At 40.2% G+C, this 26033-nt stretch carries 20 protein-coding genes and 1 tRNA gene; 9 read left to right on the top strand and 12 right to left on the bottom strand.

Translation table 11 applies throughout. From position 1 onward, the window contains the following. Nucleotides 1-43 precede the first annotated feature (43 nt). Nucleotides 44-117 (bottom strand) — tRNA-Asn (locus BUF13_RS12340). A 324-nt stretch (nucleotides 118-441) separates the two neighbouring features. Between BUF13_RS12340 and BUF13_RS12335 the strand changes: the two genes are divergently transcribed. The 5 genes from BUF13_RS12335 (at nucleotide 442) to ctlX (ending at nucleotide 7254) form a co-directional block, all read left to right on the top strand. Beyond that, on the top strand, nucleotides 442-1731 hold the full coding sequence (locus BUF13_RS12335) for a Gfo/Idh/MocA family protein (protein WP_073572105.1): 1290 nt from the start codon (nucleotides 442-444) through the stop codon (nucleotides 1729-1731). 52 nt (nucleotides 1732-1783) lie between these two features. Further along, nucleotides 1784-2239, top strand: a complete 456-nt coding sequence (locus BUF13_RS12330) for a (2Fe-2S)-binding protein (protein ID WP_073572104.1) — start codon at nucleotides 1784-1786, stop codon at nucleotides 2237-2239. Between the two features lie 24 nt (nucleotides 2240-2263). Continuing rightward, nucleotides 2264-4546: a xanthine dehydrogenase family protein molybdopterin-binding subunit gene (locus tag BUF13_RS12325; RefSeq protein WP_073572103.1), complete on the top strand. Its 2283-nt coding sequence runs from the start codon at nucleotides 2264-2266 to the stop codon at nucleotides 4544-4546. A gap of 857 nt (nucleotides 4547-5403) precedes the next feature. Continuing rightward, nucleotides 5404-6279: a hypothetical protein gene (locus tag BUF13_RS12315; RefSeq protein ID WP_134204456.1), complete on the top strand. Its 876-nt coding sequence runs from the start codon at nucleotides 5404-5406 to the stop codon at nucleotides 6277-6279. A gap of 3 nt (nucleotides 6280-6282) precedes the next feature. After that, entirely contained in the window at nucleotides 6283-7254 is a 972-nt protein-coding gene (gene ctlX, locus BUF13_RS12310) for a citrulline utilization hydrolase CtlX (RefSeq protein WP_073572100.1), read from the top strand. On the opposite strand, the gene BUF13_RS12305 is transcribed toward ctlX, so the two are convergent. After that, nucleotides 7219-7569, bottom strand: a complete 351-nt coding sequence (locus BUF13_RS12305) for a DUF1801 domain-containing protein (protein ID WP_073572099.1) — start codon at nucleotides 7567-7569, stop codon at nucleotides 7219-7221. The genes ctlX and BUF13_RS12305 overlap by 36 nt on opposite strands. 88 nt (nucleotides 7570-7657) lie before the next feature. Continuing rightward, nucleotides 7658-9001, bottom strand: a complete 1344-nt coding sequence (gene purB, locus BUF13_RS12300; protein ID WP_073572098.1) for an adenylosuccinate lyase — start codon at nucleotides 8999-9001, stop codon at nucleotides 7658-7660. 210 nt (nucleotides 9002-9211) lie between these two features. On the opposite strand from purB, the gene BUF13_RS12295 reads away from it, so the two are divergent. Next, complete coding sequence (locus BUF13_RS12295; protein WP_073572097.1) at nucleotides 9212-10318, top strand: ferredoxin--NADP reductase; 1107 nt, start codon at nucleotides 9212-9214, stop codon at nucleotides 10316-10318. A 12-nt stretch (nucleotides 10319-10330) separates the two neighbouring features. Continuing rightward, nucleotides 10331-10819, top strand: a complete 489-nt coding sequence (locus BUF13_RS12290) for a hypothetical protein (RefSeq protein ID WP_073572096.1) — start codon at nucleotides 10331-10333, stop codon at nucleotides 10817-10819. Nucleotides 10820-10882: 63 nt separating this feature from the next. On the opposite strand, the gene BUF13_RS12285 is transcribed toward BUF13_RS12290, so the two are convergent. From BUF13_RS12285 to BUF13_RS12245, 9 genes are all read right to left on the bottom strand, one after another. Beyond that, nucleotides 10883-11812, bottom strand: coding sequence for a DUF4097 family beta strand repeat-containing protein (locus BUF13_RS12285; RefSeq protein ID WP_073572095.1), 930 nt, complete (start codon nucleotides 11810-11812; stop codon nucleotides 10883-10885). Between the two features lie 10 nt (nucleotides 11813-11822). Further along, entirely contained in the window at nucleotides 11823-12644 is an 822-nt protein-coding gene (locus BUF13_RS12280) for an outer membrane beta-barrel protein (RefSeq protein ID WP_073572094.1), read from the bottom strand. 51 nt (nucleotides 12645-12695) lie between these two features. Beyond that, on the bottom strand, nucleotides 12696-13736 hold the full coding sequence (locus BUF13_RS12275) for an outer membrane beta-barrel protein (RefSeq protein WP_073572093.1): 1041 nt from the start codon (nucleotides 13734-13736) through the stop codon (nucleotides 12696-12698). Between the two features lie 36 nt (nucleotides 13737-13772). Next, nucleotides 13773-14561, bottom strand: coding sequence for a hypothetical protein (locus BUF13_RS12270; RefSeq protein WP_073572092.1), 789 nt, complete (start codon nucleotides 14559-14561; stop codon nucleotides 13773-13775). After that, the gene (locus BUF13_RS12265; RefSeq protein WP_073572091.1) at nucleotides 14554-15123 is read right to left on the bottom strand and encodes an RNA polymerase sigma factor; all 570 of its coding nucleotides are present in this window, start codon (nucleotides 15121-15123) and stop codon (nucleotides 14554-14556) included. Before BUF13_RS12265 ends, BUF13_RS12270 begins: the two co-directional genes overlap by 8 nt. A gap of 127 nt (nucleotides 15124-15250) precedes the next feature. Next, nucleotides 15251-15718 (bottom strand): hypothetical protein, encoded by a 468-nt coding sequence (locus BUF13_RS12260; RefSeq protein ID WP_073572090.1) that lies wholly within the window; start codon nucleotides 15716-15718, stop codon nucleotides 15251-15253. Between the two features lie 14 nt (nucleotides 15719-15732). Further along, a complete protein-coding gene (locus BUF13_RS12255; RefSeq protein ID WP_073572089.1) occupies nucleotides 15733-17133 on the bottom strand; it encodes an MBL fold metallo-hydrolase RNA specificity domain-containing protein in 1401 nt (466 codons plus the stop codon). Nucleotides 17134-17195: 62 nt separating this feature from the next. After that, nucleotides 17196-19160 carry a PspC domain-containing protein gene (locus BUF13_RS12250; RefSeq protein WP_073572088.1) on the bottom strand — a complete coding sequence of 655 codons (1965 nt, stop codon included), beginning with the start codon at nucleotides 19158-19160 and terminating at the stop codon, nucleotides 17196-17198. A 57-nt stretch (nucleotides 19161-19217) separates the two neighbouring features. Next, nucleotides 19218-19547, bottom strand: coding sequence for a PadR family transcriptional regulator (locus BUF13_RS12245; protein WP_073572087.1), 330 nt, complete (start codon nucleotides 19545-19547; stop codon nucleotides 19218-19220). A gap of 369 nt (nucleotides 19548-19916) precedes the next feature. Between BUF13_RS12245 and BUF13_RS12240 the strand changes: the two genes are divergently transcribed. Both BUF13_RS12240 and porU2 read left to right on the top strand, forming a co-directional pair. Next, entirely contained in the window at nucleotides 19917-21023 is a 1107-nt protein-coding gene (locus BUF13_RS12240; protein ID WP_073572459.1) for a putative type IX sorting system protein PorV2, read from the top strand. Continuing rightward, nucleotides 21020-26032, top strand: coding sequence for a putative type IX secretion system sortase PorU2 (gene porU2, locus BUF13_RS12235; protein ID WP_073572086.1), 5013 nt, complete (start codon nucleotides 21020-21022; stop codon nucleotides 26030-26032). The genes BUF13_RS12240 and porU2 overlap by 4 nt, the downstream gene beginning before the upstream one ends. Nucleotide 26033 lies beyond the last annotated feature (1 nt).

The following is a 26033-nucleotide window of genomic DNA, read 5'->3' as shown; positions in this document are numbered from 1 at the left end:
ACGAAAAAAGCCCCTGGATTGTGTCCAGAGGCCGTTTTTAAAGCTCCCCCTCTTGGGCTCGAACCAAGGACCCCATGATTAACAGTCATGTGCTCTAACCAGCTGAGCTAAGGAGGAATTTTTTTTCTTTCGTTAACCGCGTTTGTTTAACGTGATGCAAATGTAGAGGCATCTTTGATTTTTTCCAAACATGCACACAAAAAATCTTTCTCTTTTTACCCTCAGGCTACTTTTCCTTTTCTTTCTCAGGGACTTATTTTTTGAATTTTTTTTTCAAAAAGATTCTCTAGACTAAACTTTAGACGCCAATTTCCATTTCTTTTTCCTTCTCATTCCTTTTTTGGATTCAAACTGACATATTCTATTCCTTTAGTGGAAAGCGTTAATCCATCTGGATTTGTTAATTTCAATCATTCACTTTTCAATCCCTAACCTTTTATCATGAACTCAAATTTTAATAGAAGAACTTTCCTAAAATATACTTCCCTCGCTGCCGTGGGTATGCAGTTTTTACCATTTCAAGGACTTCGCGCTGCTCCCTCTGACCGTTTGAGAATCGCTCATATCGGTTTGGGAGGAATGGGCTTGAACCACCTTCGCTGGTTTGCCAATTTGCCTGAAGCTGAGATTGTGGCCCTTTGTGATGTGGATACTGTCAGAACTCAGGAGGCTTTGGTGAAATTGAAGGAAATTCATCCTGATTCGAAGGCTCAGTTGTATCAGGATTTCCGGAGGGTGCTTGAGCGGGATGATATTGATGCTGTGACTATTGCTACACCCGATCACTGGCATGCCCAGATAGCTATTTTGGCTTTTCAGGCAGGAAAGGATGTTTATGGAGAAAAACCACTTTCCTTCTCCCAAAAAGAGGGTTTGTGGATGCTAAACTCCCAAAGAGATACGGGGAAGATTTTTCAGATGGGAACCCAAATCCATGCGGGAGACAATTACCATAGGGTAGCTGAAATAATCCAATCTGGTATTTTGGGAAAAATCAAAACCGTGAGACTCTGGAAGACGGGTGAACCACCTTTGATTGAAAAGCTGAATTACCAAGGCCCTCCATCCAATCTAGATTGGGATATGTGGTTGGGACCTGCTCCAATGGCTGATTATGCGCCTGAAAAATGCCATTTCACCTATCGCTATTTTATGGAGTATTCAGGAGGAGTTTTCCAGGATTTTTGGTGTCATATCGCCGATATTGTATGGTGGTCTTTAGGTCCTGAAGGACTCAAAAAAGTCAAGGCTGTTGGAGAAGAATCGGATGGGGTAGGAGATACTCCAAAATGGATTGACGTAGATATGAAGTTTAAGAATCTGGATCTTTATTGGACTTCCGTCAGGCCAGATTTGCCAGGTGAAATTGGTGGAAGCATTGGCGCTTATTTCGAAGGAAGCAAAGGAACTTTAATTTGCGACTATAGCAAGAGGGAAATCCGAATCGATGGAAAAGTGATGGAAGATATTCCGGAGATTCCAAAGACTATAGTCAGATCACCTGGGCATCAGCAAAATTTCATTGATGCTGTTAAGGCGAGAATTCAACCGGAATCCAATTTGGAATATGCTCGTCAAATGGTGATGCCAATGCATTTGGCAATGATCTCCTACAAAATGGGAGAGGAATTGAAGTGGAATTCCAAGAAAGAAGAGTTCAAAAATAACGATCAGGCTAATCAGTTGCTTTTCAGGCCATATCGTGAAAAATGGAATTTGATTGGTATCTAAGAAATCACTGAAAAATCCATAAATTGAATAAGTAAACTCAAAATAATTCAAGATGCCTCAGTTTTCTGTAAATATCAATGGAGAGCAAAAGTCGATTGACGCTCCAGAGGATATGCCCTTATTATGGGTGATCCGAGACTTGTTAGGGATGAAAGGGACCAAATTTGGTTGTGGGAAGGCTCTTTGTGGAGCTTGCACGGTACATTTGGATGGTCAGGCAATTCGTTCTTGTTCTATGGCGATTTCTGATTTGGGAGATGCTAAGATCACCACGATAGAAGGCTTGTCGGAAAATGGAGATCATCCAATTCAAAAAGCCTGGGTAGAGCATATCGTTCCCCAGTGTGGCTATTGTCAATCAGGCCAGATCATGAATGCTGCCTCACTTTTGAATCAAAACTCAAGCCCGAGTGATGAGGAAATTGAACAGTCGATGTCTGGAAATTTGTGCCGATGTGGTACTTATAATCGTATCAAAGAAGCCATCAAGACTGCTTCGAAATCCTAAATCTCTACCTTAAACCCGAATAATATGTTTCCGCCAATACCTCTTTTTAAGAATAAAGAAACTGAAGATCGAAGTAAGGTTTTCAAAGCTTCCCGCAGGGATTTTCTTAAGCTTGGATCTCTGGCCGCCGGAGGATTAATCTTGGGAGTTAATTTCCAATGTTCTGGTCCGAAAGGAGAGCTGATTACATTCGCTCCCAATGTTTACCTGAGTATCAATTCAGATAATGAAGTGACTATCATAGCCCACCGCTCTGAGATGGGAACTGGGATTCGAACTTCTTTGCCTCAGATCGTTGCTGATGAGTTGGGAGCTGATTGGAGCAAAGTGAAGATCGTTCAAGCAGAAGGTGATGAGGAAAAATACGGCAATCAGAATACAGATGGGTCCTTTTCTGTCAGGATGTTTTATGAACCCATGCGAAAAGCTGGCGCCACCGGTCGAATCATGTTGATCAAAGCTGCTGCTGCCGAATGGGGAGTAGAACCTTCAGAATGTGATACTGCAAATGGAATGGTGATCCATTCAGGTTCCAACAAGAAAGTCGCTTTCGGAGACTTGGTAGCTCAGTTGAAAGAAGCTCCGCTGCCTGCCGAAGGTGAAATTATACTCCGTGATTTTTCAAGCTATAAATTGATTGGAAAAGCTGTTCCGATTTATGATTTAAAGGATATTTCTCAAGGTAAGGCCGTTTTTGGAGCAGATGTGGATCTGCCCAATATGAAAGTTGCAGTGGTGAAACGCTGTCCTGTTATAGGTGGAAAAGTAGTTTCCTACAATGAAGAAAAAGCCTTAGCGGTGCTTGGAGTATCTCAGGTAGTAAAAATTGAAGGATCCTATCCAACAGGTTTGGATAAAGCCCTAGAAGGAGTGGCTGTCATTGCTGAAAATACCTGGGCTGCCATGAAAGGAAGGGATGCCTTGGAGGTGGAATGGGATCTTGGAGAAAACAAAGACTATAGCTCTTCCAAACAAATGGCAGAAATGCTGGAAAGTACCAAAGGAGATGGCAAGGTCAGAAGAAAAAGAGGTGATTTTGATGCAGCTAGAGGAGCGGCTGCCAAAGTCATAGAAAGAACTTATGAGGTTCCCTACTATGCGCATGCCACCATGGAGCCTCCTACAGCTATTGCAGATGTGAAAGCTGATGGAAGTTGTGAGGTTTGGGCACCATCCCAACATCCACAATGGGCTAGAGGTGCAGTGGCAACGGCCTTAGGAGTGGATGCCGCTCAGGTAAAAGTGAATGTTACACTTTTGGGTGGGGGATTTGGGCGTAAATCCAAACCCGACTATGTGGTGGAAGCTGCTTTGCTTTCAAAAGCCGCCAAAGCTCCAGTTCGGGTGCAATGGACTCGGGAAGACGATATTCATTTTGACTTTTACCATTCTCTAAGTGCTCAACGAATCAGGGCTACTTTGGATGGTGCTGGAAAATTAACAGGATGGAATCACCACACTGTTTTTCCTGCCATTGGTTCTACGAGTAGTCTCACCGAAGTTCAGCCTTCTGATGGTGAAATGGGCTTGGGATGCGTGGATTTCCCATTTGATGTTCCCAATATCAGAATTGAGTCTCATGAATCGAAAGGCCATGTGAGAATCGGTTGGCTTCGTTCTGTAAGCAATATTCATCATGCTTTTGCGATGCATTCCATGATTGATGAGATTGCTGAAGCTAGAGGGTTGGATCCTATTGAAAACTACTTGGATTTATTGGGTGAAAACAGAGATATCGACTTTCAATCTGAGATTGTGGATGGTGAATATGGAAATTATGGAGAGAAGATTGAGGAATATCCTTGGAATACTGATAGAATGAAAAATCTGGTTCGGGAAGTTGCCGATAAATCTAATTGGAAAGGCAATAAAGAAGCTGGAAAAATAATGGGATTTGCTGCTCACAAAAGTTTCCTGACTTATGTGGCTTGTGTGGTGATTTTGGAAAAGGATGCTAATGGGAATATTTCCATTCCTGAAGTCCATTATGCTGTGGATTGTGGTGTTGGAGTAAATACCGACCGAATCAAATCACAATTTGAAGGAGGAGCTCAATTTGCGATGAGCTTGGCTACTGCTTCTGAGGTGACCTTTGAGAAGGGAGTGGCGCAACAGAGTAATTATGATACTTATTCTATCATCAGGATGCCTCAGTCTCCAAAAGAAATTCACGTTCACATTGTAGAGAGTTCGATAAAACCAACAGGAGTGGGTGAACCTCCGGTACCACCATTTATTCCAGCTTTGGCAAATGCTATGTATCGATTGAATGGAAAGAGGATTTATAAATTGCCTTTTAAGGTTTAAGGATTTAAAAAGATTTCATTTCTGATATGGTTCAAGTCTGTTGACTTGAACCATTTTTTTTTGATGTTTGAAATTGTCTTTGTTAAAAATTTGCCAAATTTTAGATCATAGATAATCTAATTTCTATATAATGTTCTATGCTGTGAAAGGATTGAAATATTGCTGAATTTGAATCATGTGCTCTTTGATTTACCTAAATATGAATTGTAGATGGTTTTAGTCCATTTTTTCTTTTTCGTCCTTTTTCCTGTAGGTGAAAAAGGACCAAAAAACCCACCGCTGTCCATTTTTGGGTTAAAATCAATTTCCTACCCACACGTCGGCAAACTCCTCAATTTTGCAAAAAATCTTGTCTAAATTAGGAGTCATCGGAAGCAAAATTTTCGTCAGACAAGCCTCCTATTTGCCTTCTCTCACAATTGATTTCTTAACACCCAAAATTGGAAGGCGGGTCCAGACTAGAATTGATGTACAGAAATCAATTTTAAGATTCCAACTATTTAAAAATTTAATACGAGTTTCTAAGTGTACGAATTGCTTTGAATTGGCTTGAAAATGTCCGCAGGCATTTTCAAGCCAATTCAGGCAAAAGACTTTTGGGTACTTTTTGTCTTTAAAAAGTACCATTATCAGAAAGACCTGATATATGCATTTTATAAGTTCATAAAACAATTAAAGTGGAGAATGGTATGATTTAAGTGTCTAATTAAAGTCTTATTTTTTATATGGGAATCTAAATTTTTCAACTTTCTTGAATTGAATTTTCAATGAATAAGTTTTGACCAAAAATTCGAATTTCTTTTAACGGAATGCGAATTGCATAGCCTTTTCCCTAATTTTAATGCTTTCTGATGACGATGAATAAAAAACTTACTGTTCTCCTTTTTTTAATCACATTTTCAGCCGCTTCGGCTCAGGACTTTCCGATTTCAACAGAATATTTCGAGGAAGGTGTTCCTCAGAATACCATAAAAAATCCAATTTTAGAAGAGATTAGTGGGATTGCTTTTTCTAGAATTCATCCCAATCTGATTTATGCCCAAACTGACAGTGGGGGGGAGCCGGCAGTATATCTTTTAGATTCTTTGGGAAATGAGTTGGGGAAAATCATACTGAAAGGTGTGAAAAATAGGGATTGGGAAGATATAGCCGTAGCTGAAGGTCCTGATGGGAAGTGCTATATCTATGTGGCAGAAATTGGAGATAATGCGGCGGTCCATCCTTCTATCTTTATTTACAAAATACCTGAACCGACTACTTTAAGTATTCTTTCGGAGGTAAAGCCTGAAATTTTGGAATTGGAATACCCTGGAGGAGCGAGGGATGCGGAAACATTGATTGTAGATGCGCAGGATGAGAAAATCTACATTCTTTCCAAAAGAGATAAGAAAAACAATTTGTACAGCGTGGATTGGGATAAATTCGGAAAGGATAAAGCCATTGAATTGAACAAAGAGATTGAGTTGCCAATCACCTCATCAGTTGGAGGAGATATTTCCTCTCAGGCCGATCAGATTTTGATCAAAAACTATTTGGCAATATATTATTGGAAAAGGGCAAATGGGCAGTCCATTGTTGAGGCACTGGAGGAAAATCCGATCAGTCTACCATATGTTCCCGAGCCACAGGGAGAATCAATTGCTTTTTCACCGAGTAGCAAAAGCTTTTTTACCTTGAGTGAGAAGCGCTTTAACATCAATCCTGTTTTGTATCGTTATTCATCCAAATATTAAATCATGCAGACAACTTCCAGGATTTTGATGGTTAGACCGGCGAATTTCGGCTTCAATTCAGAGACAGCTGAGAATAACTTCTATCAAAAAAAGGATGAAAGATCAACTGAGGAAATCAGAAACTTGGCCAAGAAAGAGTTTGATGGATTTGTCAGTTTACTCAGAGATCAAAGGGTTGAAGTGATGGTGGTGGAGGATACTGAAAGTCCGGTGAAAACTGATGCTGTCTTTCCTAATAATTGGTTTAGCACACATCCTGATGGAAAGTTGATTTTGTATCCCATGTATTCTCCCAATAGAAGGTTGGAGAGAAGAAAGGACATTGTAGAAAAGCTCATGAATGAGGGTTTTCAAGTCAATGAGATTTTGGATTTAAGTTTCTTTGAGCAAGATGATCAGTTTTTGGAAGGAACAGGGAGTATGGTCATGGATCATGATGCCAAGGTGATTTACGCCTGTTTTGCTGAGAGAACGCATCCTTTTCCTTTGGAATATGTGGGAAAGCTTTTAGGCTATAAAATTATTGGATTTGAGGCACAACAAGAGATAGATGGGAACCTTAGCCCGATTTATCATACTAATGTCATGATGCATGTGGGGACGGATCTGGCAGTTGTTTGTCTGGAAAGTATTACCAAAGCTTCGGATAGACTAAAAGTTCAGCAGAGTTTGACCAACGCAGGGAAAAAGGTGATTCCGATTACTGCAAAGCAGAAATTTAATTTTGCAGGAAATATGCTGGAAGTGAGTAATGATGGTGGGGAAAAATTCACTGTCATGTCTCAAACTGCCTATGACTCCTTGAATGTGGGCCAGATTCAAATCATAGAAAAATATACCACTATTATCAGCCCACAGATTCCTACCATAGAGAAATTGGGTGGTGGAAGTGCTAGATGTATGATTGCAGAGATTTTTTTGCCTAAGACTTCAAAGTTTTCAGGCCTTATTCCGAACGGCCCAAGCCTCGTTTAAAAGTTCATCGATAACAGTAAGAGGTATGTCCTCATTAGAATCTAGCTGAAAATGCTTCATTTTGGCTCGGTCACCTGATTCCAATAGTGGGTTTTTCAGCAAAAGTCCATCGACAAAAAGAATGTAAGGTTCTTGAGATTTTTTGTCTTTCCACAAGTAAATCCAAGGTTTGGAATTCAATACAAAGCAGGGCATTCCATACTTCACCGTTTCAGATAACTGACTGTCAAATTCAAGAATAATGCTCCTCAAAGCTAGGTAGCAACTTTTTTGAGGTTCTGGTTGGATGTCGAAAAATTCTTCTATTGATTTCATAAAAATGCCTTTGGATAAAAATATCAAAAAAAAGACCTCCAAGGAATTCTAATCCTCAAAGGTCTTTTGACTTGTAAAGGGGCTTAAATTAAATCCCGGTATAGTTAAATGGAGAGATAGCTTTCAATTCTCCTTTCAAAATATCTGAAATAGGAAGTCCATCGATGAAAGTTGCAATAGACTTTTGAGTGATTTTCTCGTTGGTTCTGGTCAGGTCTTTCAAAGCTTCATAAGGCTTAGGGAATCCTTCTCTTCTTAGGATAGTCTGGATTGCTTCGGCTACTACAGCCCAGTTTTCTTCCAAGTCCGCATCAATGGCAGCTTGGTTCAATTCCAATTTGCCCAATCCTTTTTGAAGAGATTCCAATGAAATCAACATATGAGCCAAAGGAACTCCGATCACCCTCAAAACAGTACTATCCGTCAAGTCACGTTGAAGTCTTGAAATCGGTAGTTTAGCAGCTAAATGCTCCAACAAAGCATTTGCAATGCCTAGGTTACCTTCAGCATTTTCAAAATCAATAGGATTGACTTTGTGAGGCATAGCGGATGAACCGATTTCTCCAGCTTTGATTTTCTGCTTGAAATAGTTCATGGATACATATTGCCATACGTCTTTGGAAAGGTCCAAAAGAATGGTGTTGATTCTTTTTAGGCCATCAAAAACAGCCGCCAAGTTGTCGTAATGCTCGATTTGGGTGGTTGGATAGCTTCTTTCCAAACCTAGATATTCTTCTACGAAGGTAAATGCGAACTCATTCCAAGCGATATCTGGATAAGCCACATTATGAGCATTCATGTTTCCGGTTGCTCCACCAAATTTGGCTGAGAAAGGAACTTGATTCAACAATTCAAACTGCTTTTCAAGACGTACAACGAACACTTCGATTTCTTTTCCCAAACGAGATGGAGAAGCAGGCTGGCCGTGAGTTTTAGCTAGCATGGAAACGTCTTTCCAATCAGCTGCATAAATTTTCAACTTTCCGATCACCGCTTCCAAAGCTGGATAGATCACCTCTTCCAAACCTTCTTTTAGCATCAAAGGAGTGGAGGTGTTATTGATATCCTGAGAAGTCAAACCGAAGTGGATAAACTCCTTGTATTGCTCAAGACCCAATCCGTCAAACTTTTCTTTCAAGAAATATTCAACAGCCTTTACGTCATGATTGGTGACCTTTTCGGTTTCTTTGATTGTCTGTGCATCTTCCAAAGAGAAATTGCCGACAATGGCTCTCAGGTCCTGAAATAGATCGTGATTGAAATCCTTCAATTGAGGGAGAGGTAGCTCACAAAGTGCAATGAAATATTCCACTTCCACATGAACCCGATATTTAATCAAGGCAAATTCTGAAAAGTAGGCTCTCAAAGGTGCCGTTTTTCCGGCATATCTTCCATCTACGGAGCTGACAGCTGTCAGGGCATTTAATTCCATTTCTTAGGTTTTTTCTGGTTTGGCTTCCAAAATTTTGAGCCGCAATTTAGCTCTTTGCTTCCAAAATATCTCCTGAGAATGAGAATAATCGACCAAAACCAAACTTAGTTTGTCTATTTCCGGTTTTCTTTTTGAATTTCTCAGAGATTAAGGCGATTATCATTTCTGAGCGATTAATTTTGCACCCGACTCATAGAATCACCATTTCGAATGTTCAATTTCTTTAAAAAGAAAAAAGAGGAGATAAAAAGTAAAAACTCCTATATCCCGCTAAAGGTCCGTGAAGTTGTAAGAGAAACCTCTGATACTGTCAGTATCTATTTCGAGCAACCAGAACCTTTTTTGGAATACAAGCCCGGTCAGTTTTTGACTCTGATAATGGACTTAGGAGGTAAAGAACAAAGACGTTCCTATAGCCTTTGCACTTCTCCATTTGTTGATCCATTCCCAGGTATCGCTGTCAAAAGAGTAGAAGGAGGGTTGTTTTCCAACCATTTGAATGACAATATTTTCCCTGGAAAAACCATCAATGTGGTGAAGCCTTTGGGGAATTTTACAACCGAATTTCATTCCAAAAATCAGAGACATTTTATCATGGTTGCTGGTGGAAGTGGGATTACTCCAATCATGGGAATCATGAAATCTGTTTTGGTAAATGAGCCAAACTCGATCATCACCCTGATTTATTCCAGTAGAAATGAAGAGCAGATCATTTTCAAAAATTCTTTGGAAATGCTCAAAAAAGGGAATCCGGATCGATTGAAGATCATCCATAATTTGAGTCAGCCATCAGAAGATTGGACAGGACCAAAAGGAAGGTTGAATAGAGATTCTTTCCGACAGTTTGTAAGCAATGCCGAGTATGAGCAGCGCTATGAGGAGATTTATTTCCTTTGTGGACCGGATGGAATCATGAATACTGCTAAAGAGGTTTTGGAAGAAATTGGAGTTCCTGAAGAAAGAATCCATCATGAAAGTTTCTTTTCAGCATCAGCTCAGCAGGCACATGATAATGCAGTGGCAGGAATTAATTCAGGGATTCTGACACGAGATGTAAAGATCCTTTTGGAAGGAGAGGAGTTTGATGTGACTGTTAGTCCAGACAAGACTGTTTTGGAAGCTGGCTTGGAGTCAGGAATCAATATGCCTTACAGCTGTCAGAGTGGTCTTTGTACTGCTTGTAGAGGCCGATTGTTGAGTGGAGAAGTAAAGATGGATGAGGACGCAGGTTTGAGCACTAAAGAGAAAGAAGCAGGCTATGTGCTTTGCTGTGTGTCCCGACCTTTGACAGATGATATTAAAATCACAATTGAGTAATAGGAAACTGTTTTGGATTTCGAACAAATAAGAAAAGCCTATAGAAGCCAGGAAATGATGGTGCTGATCCTTATGGTGATCAGTTTGCCTCTTTTTGGCTTTGTTTATCTCTATTACAATTCGGGAAATCTGGATTGGAATCTGCCCACTTTACCCAATTTTGTTCATGGCTTATTAGTTGGGATGGGAGTCGGTTTATTGATTGGGCAATATGTGATCTTCCACAGTAAACTGAAGATTGCCAAAGCTGCAGAAGAGCTGTTTCAAAAAATGGCTATTTATATAAAGGCTACAAGAAATCGGTTTTTGATACTTTTCGCAGTTTCCTTGATGAGTACGGTGGGTTTGTTATTTTTCAAAAGTGCCTTTTACGTAGTCATATTTGCAGTGACTCTTCTTTTTTATTCCTTGGCAAAACCAACTCCTGACAGAATCAAGCGATTGCTCAAATTGAATAAGGAGGATGCTGAAATCGTCAAAGATATCGCAAGACCTTCCTGATCAAAAAAAAATAGTCCCCGAAAATCCAGGACTATTTTTTTTGTATAAAAAGACCTAAAAACGTCAATTATCAATGGTAATACCTCCTGAGGAAATATTGCCTTTGATGGTGTCGGAGGCTCCATTATCGATCTCCAATGTCTTTCCTGTGCTGATTCCTCCCACTTTTAGATTGCCGGAGGAAGCTTTTAATTCGAAATTATAGGCTTTCAAATCAGAGTTGGTTTGAACTCTGAAATTGCCTGAGGTTCCTGAAAAAGAAGTGTTTGGTCCCAAACCTGCATCTTCAGCTCTGATATTTCCTGAGGTGAATCTCAATCTTCCCAATTGGCCGATGTGATACAATTTGGCATTTCCTGAAGTCAAATTTACGCTAAGTTCTCCATCTACATTTTCCGCAGTTAAAGACCCACTTGTAGATTGATAATCCAAGTCACCCGACACATTCTTGATGTCTGCATTACCTGAAGTCAGTCCTGCATCAATGCTTCCAGTTACTCCATCTACAATTAGATTTCCTGAAGTAGCACCAATATTCAAGTCTCCTCCAATCTTAGATGCAGAAATTTTGCCTGAGGTTACTTTTAATGTGGTTTCGTCATTCGTGACTCTGTCTACCATCAGATTTCCTGAGCTGTTTTTGATTTCCAAATCCATATTTTCAGGACCTGAAATCTTGATCCAGCCTTTGGATCTGTTTGTATTCCAAGATCTATTTCTGTTGCTTCTCTCGTAAGAGATTTTCAATACATCACCTAGTGTGACAAAAATGATATCCTGATTTTCATCCTCTGATTGAAGGTATGCCTCTACCTGAACATCTCCAGAGCTGCCGCCTTGGTAGCTGACATCTAGCCATCCGCCTTGAACTTCAATAGTTTTGATCCCTGGGTAGGATTTGTTGACGTCAACAAGGACGTTTTGAGCAAAAGTCAAGGTCGAAACAAAGACCAAGGCTAAAGTGAAAGAAAGATTTGATAGTAATTTTTTCATAGTGATTTTATTAATTAACGCGAAGTCCAAAACTCATAGCCTGCATTTCTGGGCCCAGGCCAGGTTGGAATAGATCATTTAGGTCATAATTAAAGAAGAAAGTAACATCGCCAACTCCTATTTCTCCTCGAAGGCCATAGCGGAAATTCTCTGCATACATATTGGATTTGGTATAGCTTTTCTGCTTATCTCCGTTAGTATCATCGTAAACGTATTTGCCTCTACCACCCAGTCTATATCCTGCATATCCACCAGCGCCAACTCTAAAATTTCCATTGTTAGTTCTGATTGTTGGGACTACTGTTAGCGTAGCATAAGAAGCTGATATTTTAGATTTGGTAGGAGTGCCTTCAGGGCCATTTGGAAGCTCATCGAAGTTGACAAAGTCCAAGCCATCTGGATTTTTTACTGCAATGATACGCTCATCATCAAATTTGAAATTGTACCAGCTAACCCCTAATGTGGATCTTAAGTGAAAGTTTTTGCTAGGTTTCCAAGTTCCAACAGAGTGAAGGGAAACAAACCAGCTGCCCCAAGGTTTTACTTGTGGAGCTCCTTTGTCATTTGGATAGATATTGATTCCGACTTCGCTTTCCAAGAAATTGTAGTGGAATTTGGATGATTTCTTTTTGATCTGGACCTCATTGTTTGAATGGTCCTCTTCCCATTCATAAACCTTGGTTCCGTCCTCGTATTTGATGACTTTCCAGGATTTACCGAAAACAGTATAGTTTTTTTCTTTTCCTTCTACCTGACTGCTGTCGGTAGATTGAGCCATGACTCCCAGGCTAAAAAGGGAGAAAAAGGCTAGTGCTAAGTTAAATTTTCTCATAGTGGTTTAGTAAAAATAGTAGTAGAAAGGGGGAGGTAATTCCCCCTTTACTTAAAATACAACTCCGAATGTAATCGGGTTTAATTCAGGACCTTTTTGATCTTGGAAAAGGCTGTTCATGTCGTAGGTAGAAAAGAAAGTAACTCTGCCGACTCCGATTTCACCGCGAAGACCATAGCGAAGGTTTTCTAGGTATAGACCGGTGTCTTGTTTGTCTTTCTTTCTTCCAGAGCCTCCCAACTCACGGTAAACATATTTGGACTGTCCTCCCAATCGATAGCCGACATAAGGTCCAGCTGCCAATCTCAAGCCTCTTCTTCCATTGTCATTCATTTTTCCAAAGTCCAACTCAAGCATAGTCATTGCAGTGATATAGGATGCTGAGATTTTACTTTTGAATCCATTGACATCATCTCTTTGGATGAACTCAACCATATCTTCACCTCTCACAGCTTGGAAATCCTTGTTTTCAAACTTGAAGTTGTAGAACTGAAAGCCAATTCCGAAATCCCAATAGAAGCCTTTAGAAAGTCTTTGTGCTGCCATCCAGTTTAATCCCAGATTCCAGCTTCCCCAGCCTTTCACAGCGTAAGGATTATCCGATGTTGGGAAACCTCCGTCAGGAGTAAGGTAGTTATTGACACCTAGGTCAATATTAAAGTAGGTTCTAAATGGTGGGTCAGAGTTCTTTTTCTTTCCTCCTGGTTCTACTTTGACCTTGGTATTCGGACCAGATTCATCCACATAGATTCTCATATTTCCGATCTGAACTTCCGTCTCAGGACCATCTTCTCTGACTTTGACCAATTCCTTGGAGCTTCCGTCTTTCATCTTTACCTCAACGATTGTAAGCTCTCCAGTTTCTTCATTTTCCTCCAAATCCAATGATCTGATGATCTCATTGATATTCATGGATTTAAGCTTTTCGAAATCTTCTTTGCTATCCACCAGGATGACAACTTTTCCGTTCTTTCCGAATTCAATGACCACAGAATCTTGATTGATTTGATGATCGATGGCAGCGGGCATCTCGTAGGCATAAGCCATCTGTACCAGAGCCATCAGGCAAAATAATAGCAGGTATCTTTTCATTTTAGTTTTCAAATAATGGGTTGGTGATTTTTAATATTAATCTTCGTCGGCCACTTTTTCTCTTTTAGCGGTCAGGTTGTTGAATAGGTTGCTTTTGGCATCTTGTAGATTGGCAAAGCCTTCATCTACTTTCCCTAGAAAACCTTCGACCTGGTTAACCTTTTTACCGATTCCGGCGATCAGGTTTTTATCTTCTTTGATTCCATTGGAATAGATAGTCACTTTATATGCTGGTTCTTCCTCGGTCTTGGTTTCAACAGCTGCTACAGCTTGATTCAGATCCAATGGTTTCAACTCAGGAATTTCTTTTTCCACAATCAATGGTTCGATTGCTTTTTTCTTTTCCTCCTCCACAGGTTCCTCAATCGGAGCCTCATTTTGAGCGATTAAGTTTTGAGGAGCTTTAAACTCTTCTTGTTTGATCACTTTTGGAGCTTCCTGTTTTTTTGGTGTTTCAATATTTGGTTTAGATTGAGGCTTTTCCTCGGTTTCAATTGATGGAGTATTTGTTTCGTTTTCTTGAACTTCAAAAGGAATTTCAAGGGATTCTTGGTTTTGCTCAGGTTCAACCAATTCAGGTTGTACGGATTCTGCTACCAGGTTTTCCTCAGGGATCGTCTCGTCACTTGACCAGAAGCGTGTTCCTACTGAAAAGAGAATCAAAAGAACCGCTGCTGCAGCCCACCAATAAATTTTAGTGTTTGACTTTTCCTTTTCAGGGAGTTGGTTTTCCAAGCGCTCCCAAGCCAATTGACTTGGTTTTACTTGGTGATCTTCGAGTTTTTCTCGAAACATCCGATCCATACTTTCATTGTTCTTAGCCATTGATTCTCCTTTCTTTGAGTTGTATGCTGGCAATTTTTTCCTTCAAAACATTCCTAGCGCGATTCAATTGGGATTTGGAAGTACTCTCCGTGATCCCTAGGAGTTCAGCGATTTCCTGGTGTGCATACCCTTCAATCGCATATAGGTTGAATACTGTTCTGTAGCCTACCGGTAGGCTTTCAACCATCTCCATCAAATCTGCCGTTTCCAAATCTGTAGATTCGTAATGGTGGTGCTCATATTCATGATCATCATCCACATTTACCTCCATCATCAGATGACGATTGCTTCTCAATGTCATCAAAGATTGAGTGACGACGATTCGCTTCATCCACCCTTCGAAACTTCCTTTTGCTTGATATTGCGGAAGCTTGTCGAAGATTTTCATAAAGCTTTCTATCATCACATCCTCAGCATGTTCCCGATCTTTGAGATATCGGATGCAGATCGCCAAAAACTTTCCTGAATAGGAATCATACAGATGCCGCTGGGCTGACCGATCACCCTTGAGGCATGCTTTGATTAATCCTGATTCGTTTGAAAAGTTGGTTTTGCCGAACATTCTGCTGAGCTTTCAATTAGGTAGATGTGGGTTCGTTAAAAAACGTTGCATCCATATCAGAAAAAAAGTATAATATTTTTAAAAAATAATTTAAATAACAGAAAATCAGTGTTTTATATTTTAATTTTTAGAAAACAGCCTTGTAATTAATTATAATATCCAAGAGGTTCCATTCGTTTTCTTTGATTGTGATAGGCTGAATATTGCCATCTCCATCAAAGATATTGGCGAATAAGCCATTCTCCTCTTTCGTAAAAACAGAATATCTTCCCGGTGCCAATTGAAGATGATAGGAACCATCTTCTTCCGTTTCTATGGTAGTGACTGGTTTACCTGAGACGGAAGTGAAAAGACCATTTTCATTTTTAGTATCCGCGACATTGGTGAGGGGATAAATCAACAAAGTGCGTTTGACTCCAACACCTTTGGGATTTTTTTCTGTTTCAGAATCCTCATCAATGATGCCGGGCATTTGGTTGCCTTCCAACCAAGTAACGGTGCCTGTAACTCCCTCACCTTCGGGTTTCATTGGCTTACAATACATTAAAATCAGTGTGAAAAGAATAAATAGGGAAGAGCGTGTTAAATTTTTCATTTGAAAGAATTGGTTTAGATACCTTCAAATAACACAAATGATTCCAAATAATGCGGGATTACCGTATTCCACCCATATTCTTCATGAAGTTTTTGGGCTAGGACTTCAGCTCCTTTTCCTTCTCCATGGATGATAAATGTCTTTTTGGGCTTTTCACAGAATCCATCTACCCATTCCATCAACTCAGACTGATCTGCATGTGCTGAAAGCCCATCAATTTGATAGATTTTTGCTTTTACCGGAACCTCCAATCCATAGATTCTAACATTTGGTTCTCCTTCTATCAATCTTCTTCCACGGGTTCCTTCAGCTTGATAGCCGACGAAAATAACTCCGTTTTTCTCCTGAGGTAAATGATGAAACAAATGATGAAGAACCCTTCCACCAGTTGCCATTCCAGAAGCTGAAATGATGATAGCACGACCTCTATATTCATTCAGTGATTTGGATTGTTCTTGCTTTTGGAAATAATGCAATTGACTATGGTTGAATGGGTGCTGATCCTGTTCCTCTAAGACCGCAGATAACTGATGGTCTTTTGCATAGTCCAAATAAATCTTAGTCGCATTGATAGCCATCGGAGAATCCAGGAAGATAGGGACTTTTGGAATTTTTCCTTTCTGCATCAATTGAAATAGGTAATACATAATCAGCTGAGTCCTGCCCACAGCGAAAGATGGAATAATCACCAAGCCATCTCGGTCAAAGACATCCAAAATCGCTTTTTGCAATTCATCTTCTGGCTTCGTTGGAGGAGATATTCGGTCTCCATAAGTGGACTCAATCCACAGGATGTCTGCCCGGGGAATTAAGGTTGGCGGATATAAAACGGGATCATGAAACCTTCCCAAATCACCCGAAAACACTAGTTTTTTTTCTTGTTGATCACCTTTGATATTGATTTTGGTGATAGCTGCTCCTAAGATATGGCCTGCATAGTAATAGGTGACAGTAATATTGGGGTGGATTTGAAAGGGAGTTTCAAAAGGTTGCGGAACCAAAAGAGGAAAGACTGCCTCAGCATCTTCCATTGTATATAGCGGCTGCGGGTCATCATGTCTGGAGTATCCCTTCTTTTTTGCATATTCTGCTTCTTCTTCCTGAAGCTTACCGGAATCCATTAAAAGAATCTTTGCCAATTCTGCACTAGGTTCCGTACAATAGATCGGGCCTCGAAATCCTTGTTTTACAAGTCGAGGTAGGTATCCAATATGGTCCAAATGGGCATGTGTGATCACGATCGCTTCCATTTCATCCACTGGCATGGGGAATTTATCCCAGTTGCGCTCTCTCAGGTCACGGGGTCCCTGGAAAAGACCACAATCCACTAAGAATTCGAATTCTCCTAAATCAATCAAATACTTGGAACCGGTAACACTGCCTGCTCCACCTAAAAATTTTACAGTAACATCCATGGTCTATTGTTTTGCCAGAAGTTACAAAAAAAGAGGCTTCCATTTGGAGGCCTCTTGAATTTTTAGTCGATGCTATCAGGTTCTTGTCTGAACTTGACCCTGGATAAACTATCTAAAGTCTCTCGATTTTGTTTTTCCATCTCTTCATTGGCCATTCTTTCTTCTTCATCCAATTCATCGTTTTCATCCGAATCTGTTTTGCAAGTCAGGCAAACCAATCCAGCTTCATTGAATGTCCAAACAGTAGAAGAGTTGACGTCAGAAGATCTGTAGCCATTTCTGTAGATAGTATTTCGGATAATTTCCAAAAGGGATCTCTCCATAATGAATGGCTTTTCATATGGTACTTTCAAGATCAAATTCAATTTCTGATCACGGAACATGTCCAGATTACTGATATCAAATCCTTCATCGAAAGTCATCACAGAATCCATGACAGATACTGAGTAGTCAAACTTCTGTGCATTGTTCAGAGCTTCAGCTTTTGTTTTACCTCTGGAGAAGAAGTCTTTTTCCAAAACTACGGTTGAGTCAGAAGTTCCTTCCAATTTTAAACTCACGTGGTTAAATGACGCTTCGTCTCCAACAGGGTTTAATCTTAATATCATTACGTCTCCAGTTGGCGCAAGGATCTCAGTTGTTTTATGCCAATTTTCCTCTTTGAATTGAGCGACAATTCTTGGGATTTGGAACGCGCAGATACCGATACATAGCAACCAAACTGCGAATGCTACCAATCCGAATCTATTTCCAACCAGGTTCTTTTTGCTCAATACACTCAATCCAAGCATTAGAATAATGATTCCAGGAATGATCAACAATAAGCTTGCTCCGACTGCCAACCAGATAGGAACGATGTTAGAGAAAAGCTCAATTGGGAAATTGTCCATTAAAGCCTGATAATCATCGGTGGTGAAAAAGCCCAAATAAACGGCCAATGTTGCCATAGGAGCGATAGTCAGCACCATCCCAATCAAGAAGATGATCAATCCGAAAATGACCCTAAACACTGAGATAAGAAATACTCCCAATGGTCCTAATGCTTTCCCAATTGCTTCAATTACTTGTCCCAATACACGGAAAGGAGCCATTAAGATTTTTCTAGTCTGAGACTCTGGTTTTGCAGGATCTGGGTTTAGGTTCTCTTTCAAAGTGGAATCAATATTATCCAAAGTGATTTCTCCACCCTTCATTCGGATTCTTTCTGTAATGGATGTAGCCACAGGAGTGATTATCCAAAGTATTAAATAAATCAAAACACCAGATCCACCAGCAAGTGTCAATGCAACAAAAGCTAAACGAGTCCAAATAACTTCGATTCCGAAGTAGGCAGCCAATCCACTGGCCACACCACCTAAGGCTTTATCATCAGGGTTTCTGTACAATTTCTTGATGTCCTTATCTTCCTCTACATCATAGGAAACAGGTAGGATGATCCACATCACGATGTAAGCGACGATCGCAAAGAATCCAAGACCCAAATTGAAACGGAAATTGTCCCAAGGGAAAATGTCAAATACATCGAAATGGAAATTCAGATTGCCAGAGAATAATAAAAGGATGGCGATTAATCTTGTCCAAAGAGGATCGATGGAAAAGTAATTAGCCAAACCAGCGCAAACACCACCAAGAATCTTTCTTGGCTCATTTCGCATGAGTTTTTTATAGCCTCGTTTCTCAGAATCCGGAGGAGTCACATATTTGTAGAAATCCTCATTTTTAGCTTGAGTTTCTTCTTCTGGATCATCTACCAAGGTTTCTTCTACAGAAACGAAGTCTGCGATAGTCCCCATTTTTTCAATGAGCTTATCGACATTTTCTGCAGAAATCACCTGCTTGTTGTTCTTCAAATTGCTCAGGAAGATCTCAGCAATTCGGTTTTCTATATCAGAGATGATCTCTTGATTGTCTTTATAGGAAGAAAAATGCTTATTGATGGCATCCAGGTACTTTCGGAGTGTGTCGTAACCGTCTTCCTCGATGTGGAAAAGGATTCCACTGATATTGATGCTTATGGTCTTTTTCATTGTCATTTCAGTTTGTCATCGACGTTCGCTTAGGCGAAATACTGCTCGATTCGATTTTCAATTCTTTGAGGTGATTTCTGTGGTTGAATTGACCAGGGAAGCCCAGGTTTCGGAAAGAGTTCCGAGAAAGGATTTCCCATCTTCGGTGATGGAGTAGTATTTTCTAGGAGGTCCGGATTCGGATTCCACCCAGCGATATTCTACCAAGGCAGCAGATTTGAGCCGATTGAGTAGGGGATAGAGCGTTCCTTCTACTACGATCATTTGAGCTTGTGTTAGCTCTTCGATCAGGTCTGAAGTGTAGACCTCGCCTCTGGATATTATGTGCAAAACACAGAACTCCAGAAGTCCTTTTCGCATTTGAATTTGTGTGTTGGCGACGTTCATGATTCGTGGTTAATTTCATTTGGGAATCTTTCCCACTGTCATCTTTCAAAAGAAAAATGATACCAATCTTTTCCAAGCTACCTTGTATAACCTAATTCCTTGCGATAAATATGAGCTAGGTATAGTATAATTCTAAAAAATGTTGGTTTAAAGACAATGGGAGGGGGTTGCTGAAATTGGAAATTGTTTCGGAAAAATTTGAAAAAATAAATGTTACAATTTCAATTTTAAATTAATGTTAAAAATGCGTACATAATTGTGTCCGATGGCGTACATGTTTTTGTAAAAGTCAGTTTAATTTTTCCCTCTTTCCACAGGTAAAAAGAAATTGGTTATTTTGGACTTGTGAAAGCCCATTCTTGCTACCAAATATTTTTTTGCTGTCTTTTCCTGACTTTTTTCTGTCAGGTGAAAAATGCGCAAAGTCAGGATTTGACTCCTAAGTATTCCAATGAGTTTTTAAGTATTGGAGTAGGTGCAAGAGCTTTGGGAATGGGAGGCGCTCAGGTGTCTGCTGCCCGAGATGTCACTTCGGCCTATTGGAATCCGGCAGGCTTGATGGGCGTGCAACATAAATATGAGGGAATGCTGATGCATGCCGAATACTTCGCAGGAATTGCCCAATACGATTATTTAGCTTTTACCACTCCTTTAAAAGGAGAAAGTCAGATCGCGGTTTCCTTGATTCGATTTGGAGTTGATGACATACCAGATACCCGATTTCTTTATGATGCCAATGGAGCTCTGAACTATAACAATATCCAGTTTTTCAATGCTGCTGATTATGCTTTGCTTCTGACTTATGCAAGAGACATTTCTGATCATTTTAAAGTAGGGGCCAATGCAAAGGTGATCCATAGGAATGTTGGAAAGTTTGCTTCGGCCTGGGGCTTTGGATTGGATCTGGGAGGAATATATGTGAAAGAAAAGCTAACGGTTGGCTTGATGCTGCGCGATATCACGACCACCTTCAATGCTTGGGCGCACAATGCCGAATTAGTCAGAGACATCTATTCTCAAACGAATAATGAAATCCCGGTAAATTCAGTTGAAATCACACTTCCTAGAGCGATTAGTAGCGTGACTTATAGTTTTGGACTGGGCGAAAATTTTAGTCTTTTGACGGCTTTGGATTTGGATATGACCTTTGATGGAGAAAGAAATACCCTGATTTCAACTTCCACACTTAGCGTGGATCCCAAATTCGGTTTAGAATTGGGGTTCAAAAAGACAGCTTTCCTTCGTGGGGGCATGAGCAATTTTCAATACATCAAGGATTTCCAGGGAAAAGAGTCGCTAAATATGATGCCTAGTGCTGGACTGGGAATTTTCATCAATGAGAAAATTCAAATTGATTATGCACTCTCTGACATAGGAAATGTGTCAGATACGCCTTATTCTCATATTTTTTCAGTAAAAGTTTCTTTAGAAAAATTGGAAGAAGATTTTCGAAAATTTAAAGGTTGGACGAAATGAGAAAAGCAGCTTTACTCATAATCCTTCTTTTTTCTTCTGTTGGAGTTTTTGCCCAGCAGAGTCCTTGGTATTCATATGACCAAGTTTATTATAAAATTCCCACAGCATCCGATGGAATTCATAGAGTCAGTCCAGAAGCTTTGCAAAGCGCTGGATTGAATACGGATTCTATTGATCCTCGGAACTTTCGCTTATTCCATCGAGGTCAAGAAGTGGCTATACATGTCGTAGGAGAGCAAGACGGAAGTTTTGATTCAGGAGATTTTATTGATTTCTACGGATTGAGAAATGACGGGACACTTGACACACTATTATATCGGGATATTCGTCCGCTTCCCAATCCATATTTTAATACCCATTCAGATTCAACGGCTTTCTTCCTGACTGTTTCGAGTAGCCCGGGGAAAAGGATGGCTTTGAGAAATGCCCCCGCAAGTAATCTCCCTCAAATCCAGAACTATCAATCTGAAGAGTTGCAGGTATTCAGCGAACAGTATTCGTTGGGGATTTATTATACGCTAGGATTTCGAACCTCCAATTATGATACAGGTCAGGGATGGATGAGCTCGATTGTTTCAAAGGGAGCAACCAGACAATTACTTTTTGAAAACCTAGGAACCCCTGCTAATGGTGGGGAGGCCTATTTAGAAATAGGATTAACAGGAAGATCCTACAACCAACATCGGGTTCGGATTTTAGCAGGAGCTAATAGTTCCAGTTTGAGACAGATTTACGTTTCTACTTTTTCTCTATTCGACAGTGATCAAGTCAGGATTCCACTTTCTTCCACGGATTTCAATTCTGATGGAAGTATCATTATTGGTATCAATCCCAATGGGACAGAAAGTGCCGATAACGTTTCTGTAACTTATGCGAAAATCCACTATCAAAAGGCTAAAGCAAATGGAGACTTTGATTCGGAGTTATTTATCGTTCCTGCCGGAAATCAGCGCTTGAGTCTTGGAAATATCTCTGGCGAATATGCCGCATTGGAAATAACAGATTATAGAAATCCTATTCAGGTCCAATTGGATCAAGGTGGAGGTAATCTGGCATTTATGGCTTCAGTTTCTGGAGGAGAAAGTAAAGTGTATGTTGAAAATGAAAGCTCAATCATCCAGGTTTCTGAGATTAAAAGAGTTCAATTCAGAGACTATCTTTCTCAGGCAGCCGATTTTATTTTGGTCGGGAGCAAAGCTTTGGAATTAACATCCGCACAATTTGAGAACCCATTAAAATCCTATGCAGAGCATCGTGCTTCTTCAGTAGGAGGAGGATTTGATACCTTGACCTTGATCATGGAAGATATCTATGATCAGTTTGGATACGGCGAAAGATCACCGACAGCTTTGTATGAGTTTTTAAGAACATATTATCCGGTTCATCATCCAACGCATATGCTTTTGGCTGGTCGTGGATTAGCTATTTATGCTACAGCTAGGTCGGGTGGGGTGAATTATTATTACAGGAAAAATCCTTCTGTTTTTAATATTCACGATTTGGTTCCTGTAGGTGGTTATCCTTTCTCGGACAATCAGTTCGTTTTGAATCTGGATCCAGAATCTCCCGATTTCCCAGCAATGGCCGTTGGAAGGATTCCGGCTAAAAACTCTCAACAGCTAGAAGATTATTTTCTCAAAGCCGTGGAAAAAGACGCGCTCGGGTTATCAGATCCTTGGCAAAAGGAATTATTGCACTTGAGTGGAGGGAATTCAGAATTGGAATTGAACCGTTTTTTTGGTTTCCTCAATGGCTTCAAGGATATAGCAGAAGGGCCTTATTTGGGAGGAAATGTGACTACCTATAGAAAACGATCCAACTCAGTAATTGAGGTCATTGATATCACAGGAGACTTGAATGAAGGTCGTTCTTTGGTGACGTTTTTTGGTCATGGGTCCCCTACTATCTTGGATATTGATATCGGATTTGCATCTGACCCAACCATCAATTACCAAAACAAAGGAAAGTATCCGGTGATGCTCTTCAATGGTTGTGATTATGGGGAGGCATTTGGAACAGCTTATACCCAAGGTGAAGATTGGGTAATCACTCCCGAAAAGGGTGCTTCTAATATTTTGGCCAATTCCGCTATTGGAGTGGATATCTATTTGCGTAGGTATTCAGACTCTTTTTATAATTCCGCCTTTGCAGATAGTAGTATGATTTACAGATCTGTCGGTGAGGTGAAAAGGGTAGCTGAGAAAAACATGATCCAACAATATGGGACTAGTCCTTTGAGTTTTTCTCATATGGAGCAAATGATACTGATGGGGGACCCAGCTCTGAGGATGTTCCCGGCTGATAAGGCAGATTATTATGTTCAGGAGGATGAAGCTGACATTTCGAGTTTTGATGATGTGCCGATTTCTGCACTTTCAGATTCTCTAAAATTGAGTTTTGTCCTACATAATATTGGGATTACTGATTCGGATTCACTTGGCTATACGGTTAGAAGAGTTTTACCTTCTGGGGAGGAAATTTCTTATCCTGAAGTTAGAATTGCTTCCATCAATAGATTGGATAGTTTGGAGTTTACCATCCCAAATACAGGCTTGAATTCAGCGGGAGAGAATACTTTTTATTTGGAAATCAATCCAAGCCATGAATTGGAGGAAATGTCCTATTCCAATAATCAATTGATCCTTCGGGAGTTTATACCTCTGAGTGGGACCTTAAATCTATCTCCTTCAGATTATGGAATCGTAGATGATCAAAAGGTTGAACTGATCGCTCAAATTCCAGGAAAGTTAGCTCAAGAAAGAGCGATTATAGTCCAATTGGATACGACTTCGAATTTCAATTCAGCTTATAGAAAGGAAATGAGAATTACCTCCAAAGGTCTAGTCCACTGGGAAGTTGATTTGTTGTCAGGGTCGGATTCTGTCACATATTTTTGGCGATCCAAATATCAAGAACCTTTGGCTGGTGAATCAGATGCTTGGACGAATTCAAGCTTCTCCTATATCCCGAATGGGCCTGAAGGATGGACTCAGAGAACTTTCCAACAATTGGGAAAAAACCAATTGGAAAATCTGGTCCCAATTGATACCAAGAGAGTTTTTGAGTATGAGAAAACCCATTTGGATGTGGAGGTATTTACTGTTGGAGCCTCAGTGGATACCTTAAGTTTCAGAAATACCCAATTCTACATTAATCAGATTCCATATATTATTGATAATGTGAACAATGCCAATAGCAGGCTTTGTCCGAATGGGTCTTTGGGTTTGGTGACTTTCCAGCAAAAGACTTTGCAACCATATTTGCCTGTTCCGGTTCCTGGTTTTGATATTTTGGATTCAAGATCTTGCGGAGTTTCTCCTCAACTGATCCAAAGCATTCAGAATTCTTGGATAATTAATCCTGCAAATACCATGTTGAAGGATTATACCGAGGGGGTTGAGGAAGGTGATTTTGTGGTTATTTTCTCTGTGGGGAATGTGAATTTTGATAGCTGGCCAGAGACTGCTTACCAATATCTGAAGGAGTTTGGAGCGAGTGAGGTTACTTTGCGAGCTTTGAAAACGGGCGATCCTTATATTCTCTATGGACAAAAAGGAATGAAGCCAGGTGATGCATTGGAGATTGTCGGTAATCCTGATTTGGAGGTTCCTGAAAATCAACAAACACTCTCTTTCGATACTCAATTGGATGGATATATCACCAATGGGCTGATCCTGACACCTCGAATCGGCCCCGCCAGTAATTGGGAGAGATTCTTCCAAACAGTCAATGACAAGCCTTGGATTGTAGAGCCAGGAAATACTTATTTCGATATCATTGGCGTTCGAGAAAATGGTCAGGAGGATGTGCTTTTAGCAAATGAAAGCTCCGAGCAGATAGATCTGTCATTTGTCAGTTCTGCTACCTATCCTTATTTGCGACTGCGCTATGCAATGAATGACGAGAATTCTACAGCCCCTGCGGATTTGGAAAGATGGCAGGTGAATTATTCAGGCGTGCCAGAGGGTGCTTTGGTTTTGAACTCTTCGAAAGAGCAGGTTTCTTTGATTGAAGGAGAAGAAGGAAGTTTAGCTTATGAATTTGTCAATATTTCTACCATAGACTTTTTGGATTCTATACAAGTGGATTGGAAGATTACCAATGTCTCAAGTAAACAAGTGCAGAACTTTACCAAGAAGTTTGCAGCTCTAAAAAGTGGTGAAAGTTTGAAAGACACCATCGTCTTCAACTCTTTAGATAATATAGGGGAGTATACCATAGAGATTTTTGCAAATCCTAGAATTCAGATGGAGCAGACTTTCCGAAATAACCAATTGGAATTGGAGTCTTATTTTGTAGTTCAGGGAGATGATTCCCAGGCTTTGCTGGATGTGAATTTTGATGGAGTGTATATCATGGATGGAGATATTGTTTCTCCAAATGTCCTGATCAATGCCTTGCTGAAAAATGACCAATCGCTCCGATATAAAACAGATACTTTGGGATTGGAATTGTTCTTGAAACAAAACTGCGAAAGCTGTGAATTTGCTCGAGTGAATTTCTCTGATCCGAAATTGAATTGGACTCCTGCTTCAGATGAATCAGATTTCAGAGTTTCTTTCCAACCAGGGCCTTTGGAAGATGGTATTTATACTTTGAGGGTACAAAATGAAGACTCACCAACTCCTTATGAGGTGACTTTTGAAGTGATCAATGAGTCTCAAATCACCAATTTCTACCCCTATCCAAACCCATTTAGTACAAGTGTTCGATTTGTGTTTACCGTGACGGGAGCCTTCGTTCCTGATGAGATCAAAATTCAAATCATGACTGTGACAGGCAAGGTGGTTCGGGAAATCCTACAAAATGAATTGGGGCCAGTTAAAATCGGGAATAACATCACCGAATATGCTTGGGATGGGAAAGATGAATTTGGAGACCAGTTGGCAAATGGCGTTTACATCTACCGAGTTTTAGTAAGGCAGAATGGGCAGTTTATGGAACATAGGCCAACAGCCGGAGATAAAGGCTTTAAGAAAGGCTACGGAAAAATGTATTTGTTGAGGTAAT

The organism is Algoriphagus zhangzhouensis (assembly GCF_900148515.1).
Taxonomy (GTDB): domain Bacteria; phylum Bacteroidota; class Bacteroidia; order Cytophagales; family Cyclobacteriaceae; genus Algoriphagus; species Algoriphagus zhangzhouensis.
Note: the sequence above shows the minus strand (reverse complement) of the source record. Positions and strands in the feature narration are given on the sequence as shown.

Excerpts from the sequence above, each read along its gene's own strand:
- BUF13_RS12285 (WP_073572095.1), bottom strand. The coding sequence starts at position 11,812 with ATGAAAAAATTACTATCAAATCTTTCTTTCACTTTAGCCTTGGTCTTT.
- porU2 (WP_073572086.1), top strand. The coding sequence starts at position 21,020 with ATGAGAAAAGCAGCTTTACTCATAATCCTTCTTTTTTCTTCTGTTGGA.
- BUF13_RS12245 (WP_073572087.1), bottom strand. The coding sequence starts at position 19,547 with ATGAACGTCGCCAACACACAAATTCAAATGCGAAAAGGACTTCTGGAG.
- purB (WP_073572098.1), bottom strand. The coding sequence starts at position 9,001 with ATGGAATTAAATGCCCTGACAGCTGTCAGCTCCGTAGATGGAAGATAT.
- BUF13_RS12295 (WP_073572097.1), top strand. The coding sequence starts at position 9,212 with ATGTTCAATTTCTTTAAAAAGAAAAAAGAGGAGATAAAAAGTAAAAAC.
- BUF13_RS12270 (WP_073572092.1), bottom strand. The coding sequence starts at position 14,561 with ATGGCTAAGAACAATGAAAGTATGGATCGGATGTTTCGAGAAAAACTC.
- BUF13_RS12325 (WP_073572103.1), top strand. The coding sequence starts at position 2,264 with ATGTTTCCGCCAATACCTCTTTTTAAGAATAAAGAAACTGAAGATCGA.
- BUF13_RS12250 (WP_073572088.1), bottom strand. The coding sequence starts at position 19,160 with ATGAAAAAGACCATAAGCATCAATATCAGTGGAATCCTTTTCCACATC.
- BUF13_RS12305 (WP_073572099.1), bottom strand. The coding sequence starts at position 7,569 with ATGAAATCAATAGAAGAATTTTTCGACATCCAACCAGAACCTCAAAAA.
- BUF13_RS12280 (WP_073572094.1), bottom strand. The coding sequence starts at position 12,644 with ATGAGAAAATTTAACTTAGCACTAGCCTTTTTCTCCCTTTTTAGCCTG.
- BUF13_RS12275 (WP_073572093.1), bottom strand. The coding sequence starts at position 13,736 with ATGAAAAGATACCTGCTATTATTTTGCCTGATGGCTCTGGTACAGATG.
- BUF13_RS12260 (WP_073572090.1), bottom strand. The coding sequence starts at position 15,718 with ATGAAAAATTTAACACGCTCTTCCCTATTTATTCTTTTCACACTGATT.
- BUF13_RS12335 (WP_073572105.1), top strand. The coding sequence starts at position 442 with ATGAACTCAAATTTTAATAGAAGAACTTTCCTAAAATATACTTCCCTC.
- ctlX (WP_073572100.1), top strand. The coding sequence starts at position 6,283 with ATGCAGACAACTTCCAGGATTTTGATGGTTAGACCGGCGAATTTCGGC.
- BUF13_RS12315 (WP_134204456.1), top strand. The coding sequence starts at position 5,404 with ATGAATAAAAAACTTACTGTTCTCCTTTTTTTAATCACATTTTCAGCC.
- BUF13_RS12255 (WP_073572089.1), bottom strand. The coding sequence starts at position 17,133 with ATGGATGTTACTGTAAAATTTTTAGGTGGAGCAGGCAGTGTTACCGGT.
- BUF13_RS12265 (WP_073572091.1), bottom strand. The coding sequence starts at position 15,123 with ATGTTCGGCAAAACCAACTTTTCAAACGAATCAGGATTAATCAAAGCA.
- BUF13_RS12330 (WP_073572104.1), top strand. The coding sequence starts at position 1,784 with ATGCCTCAGTTTTCTGTAAATATCAATGGAGAGCAAAAGTCGATTGAC.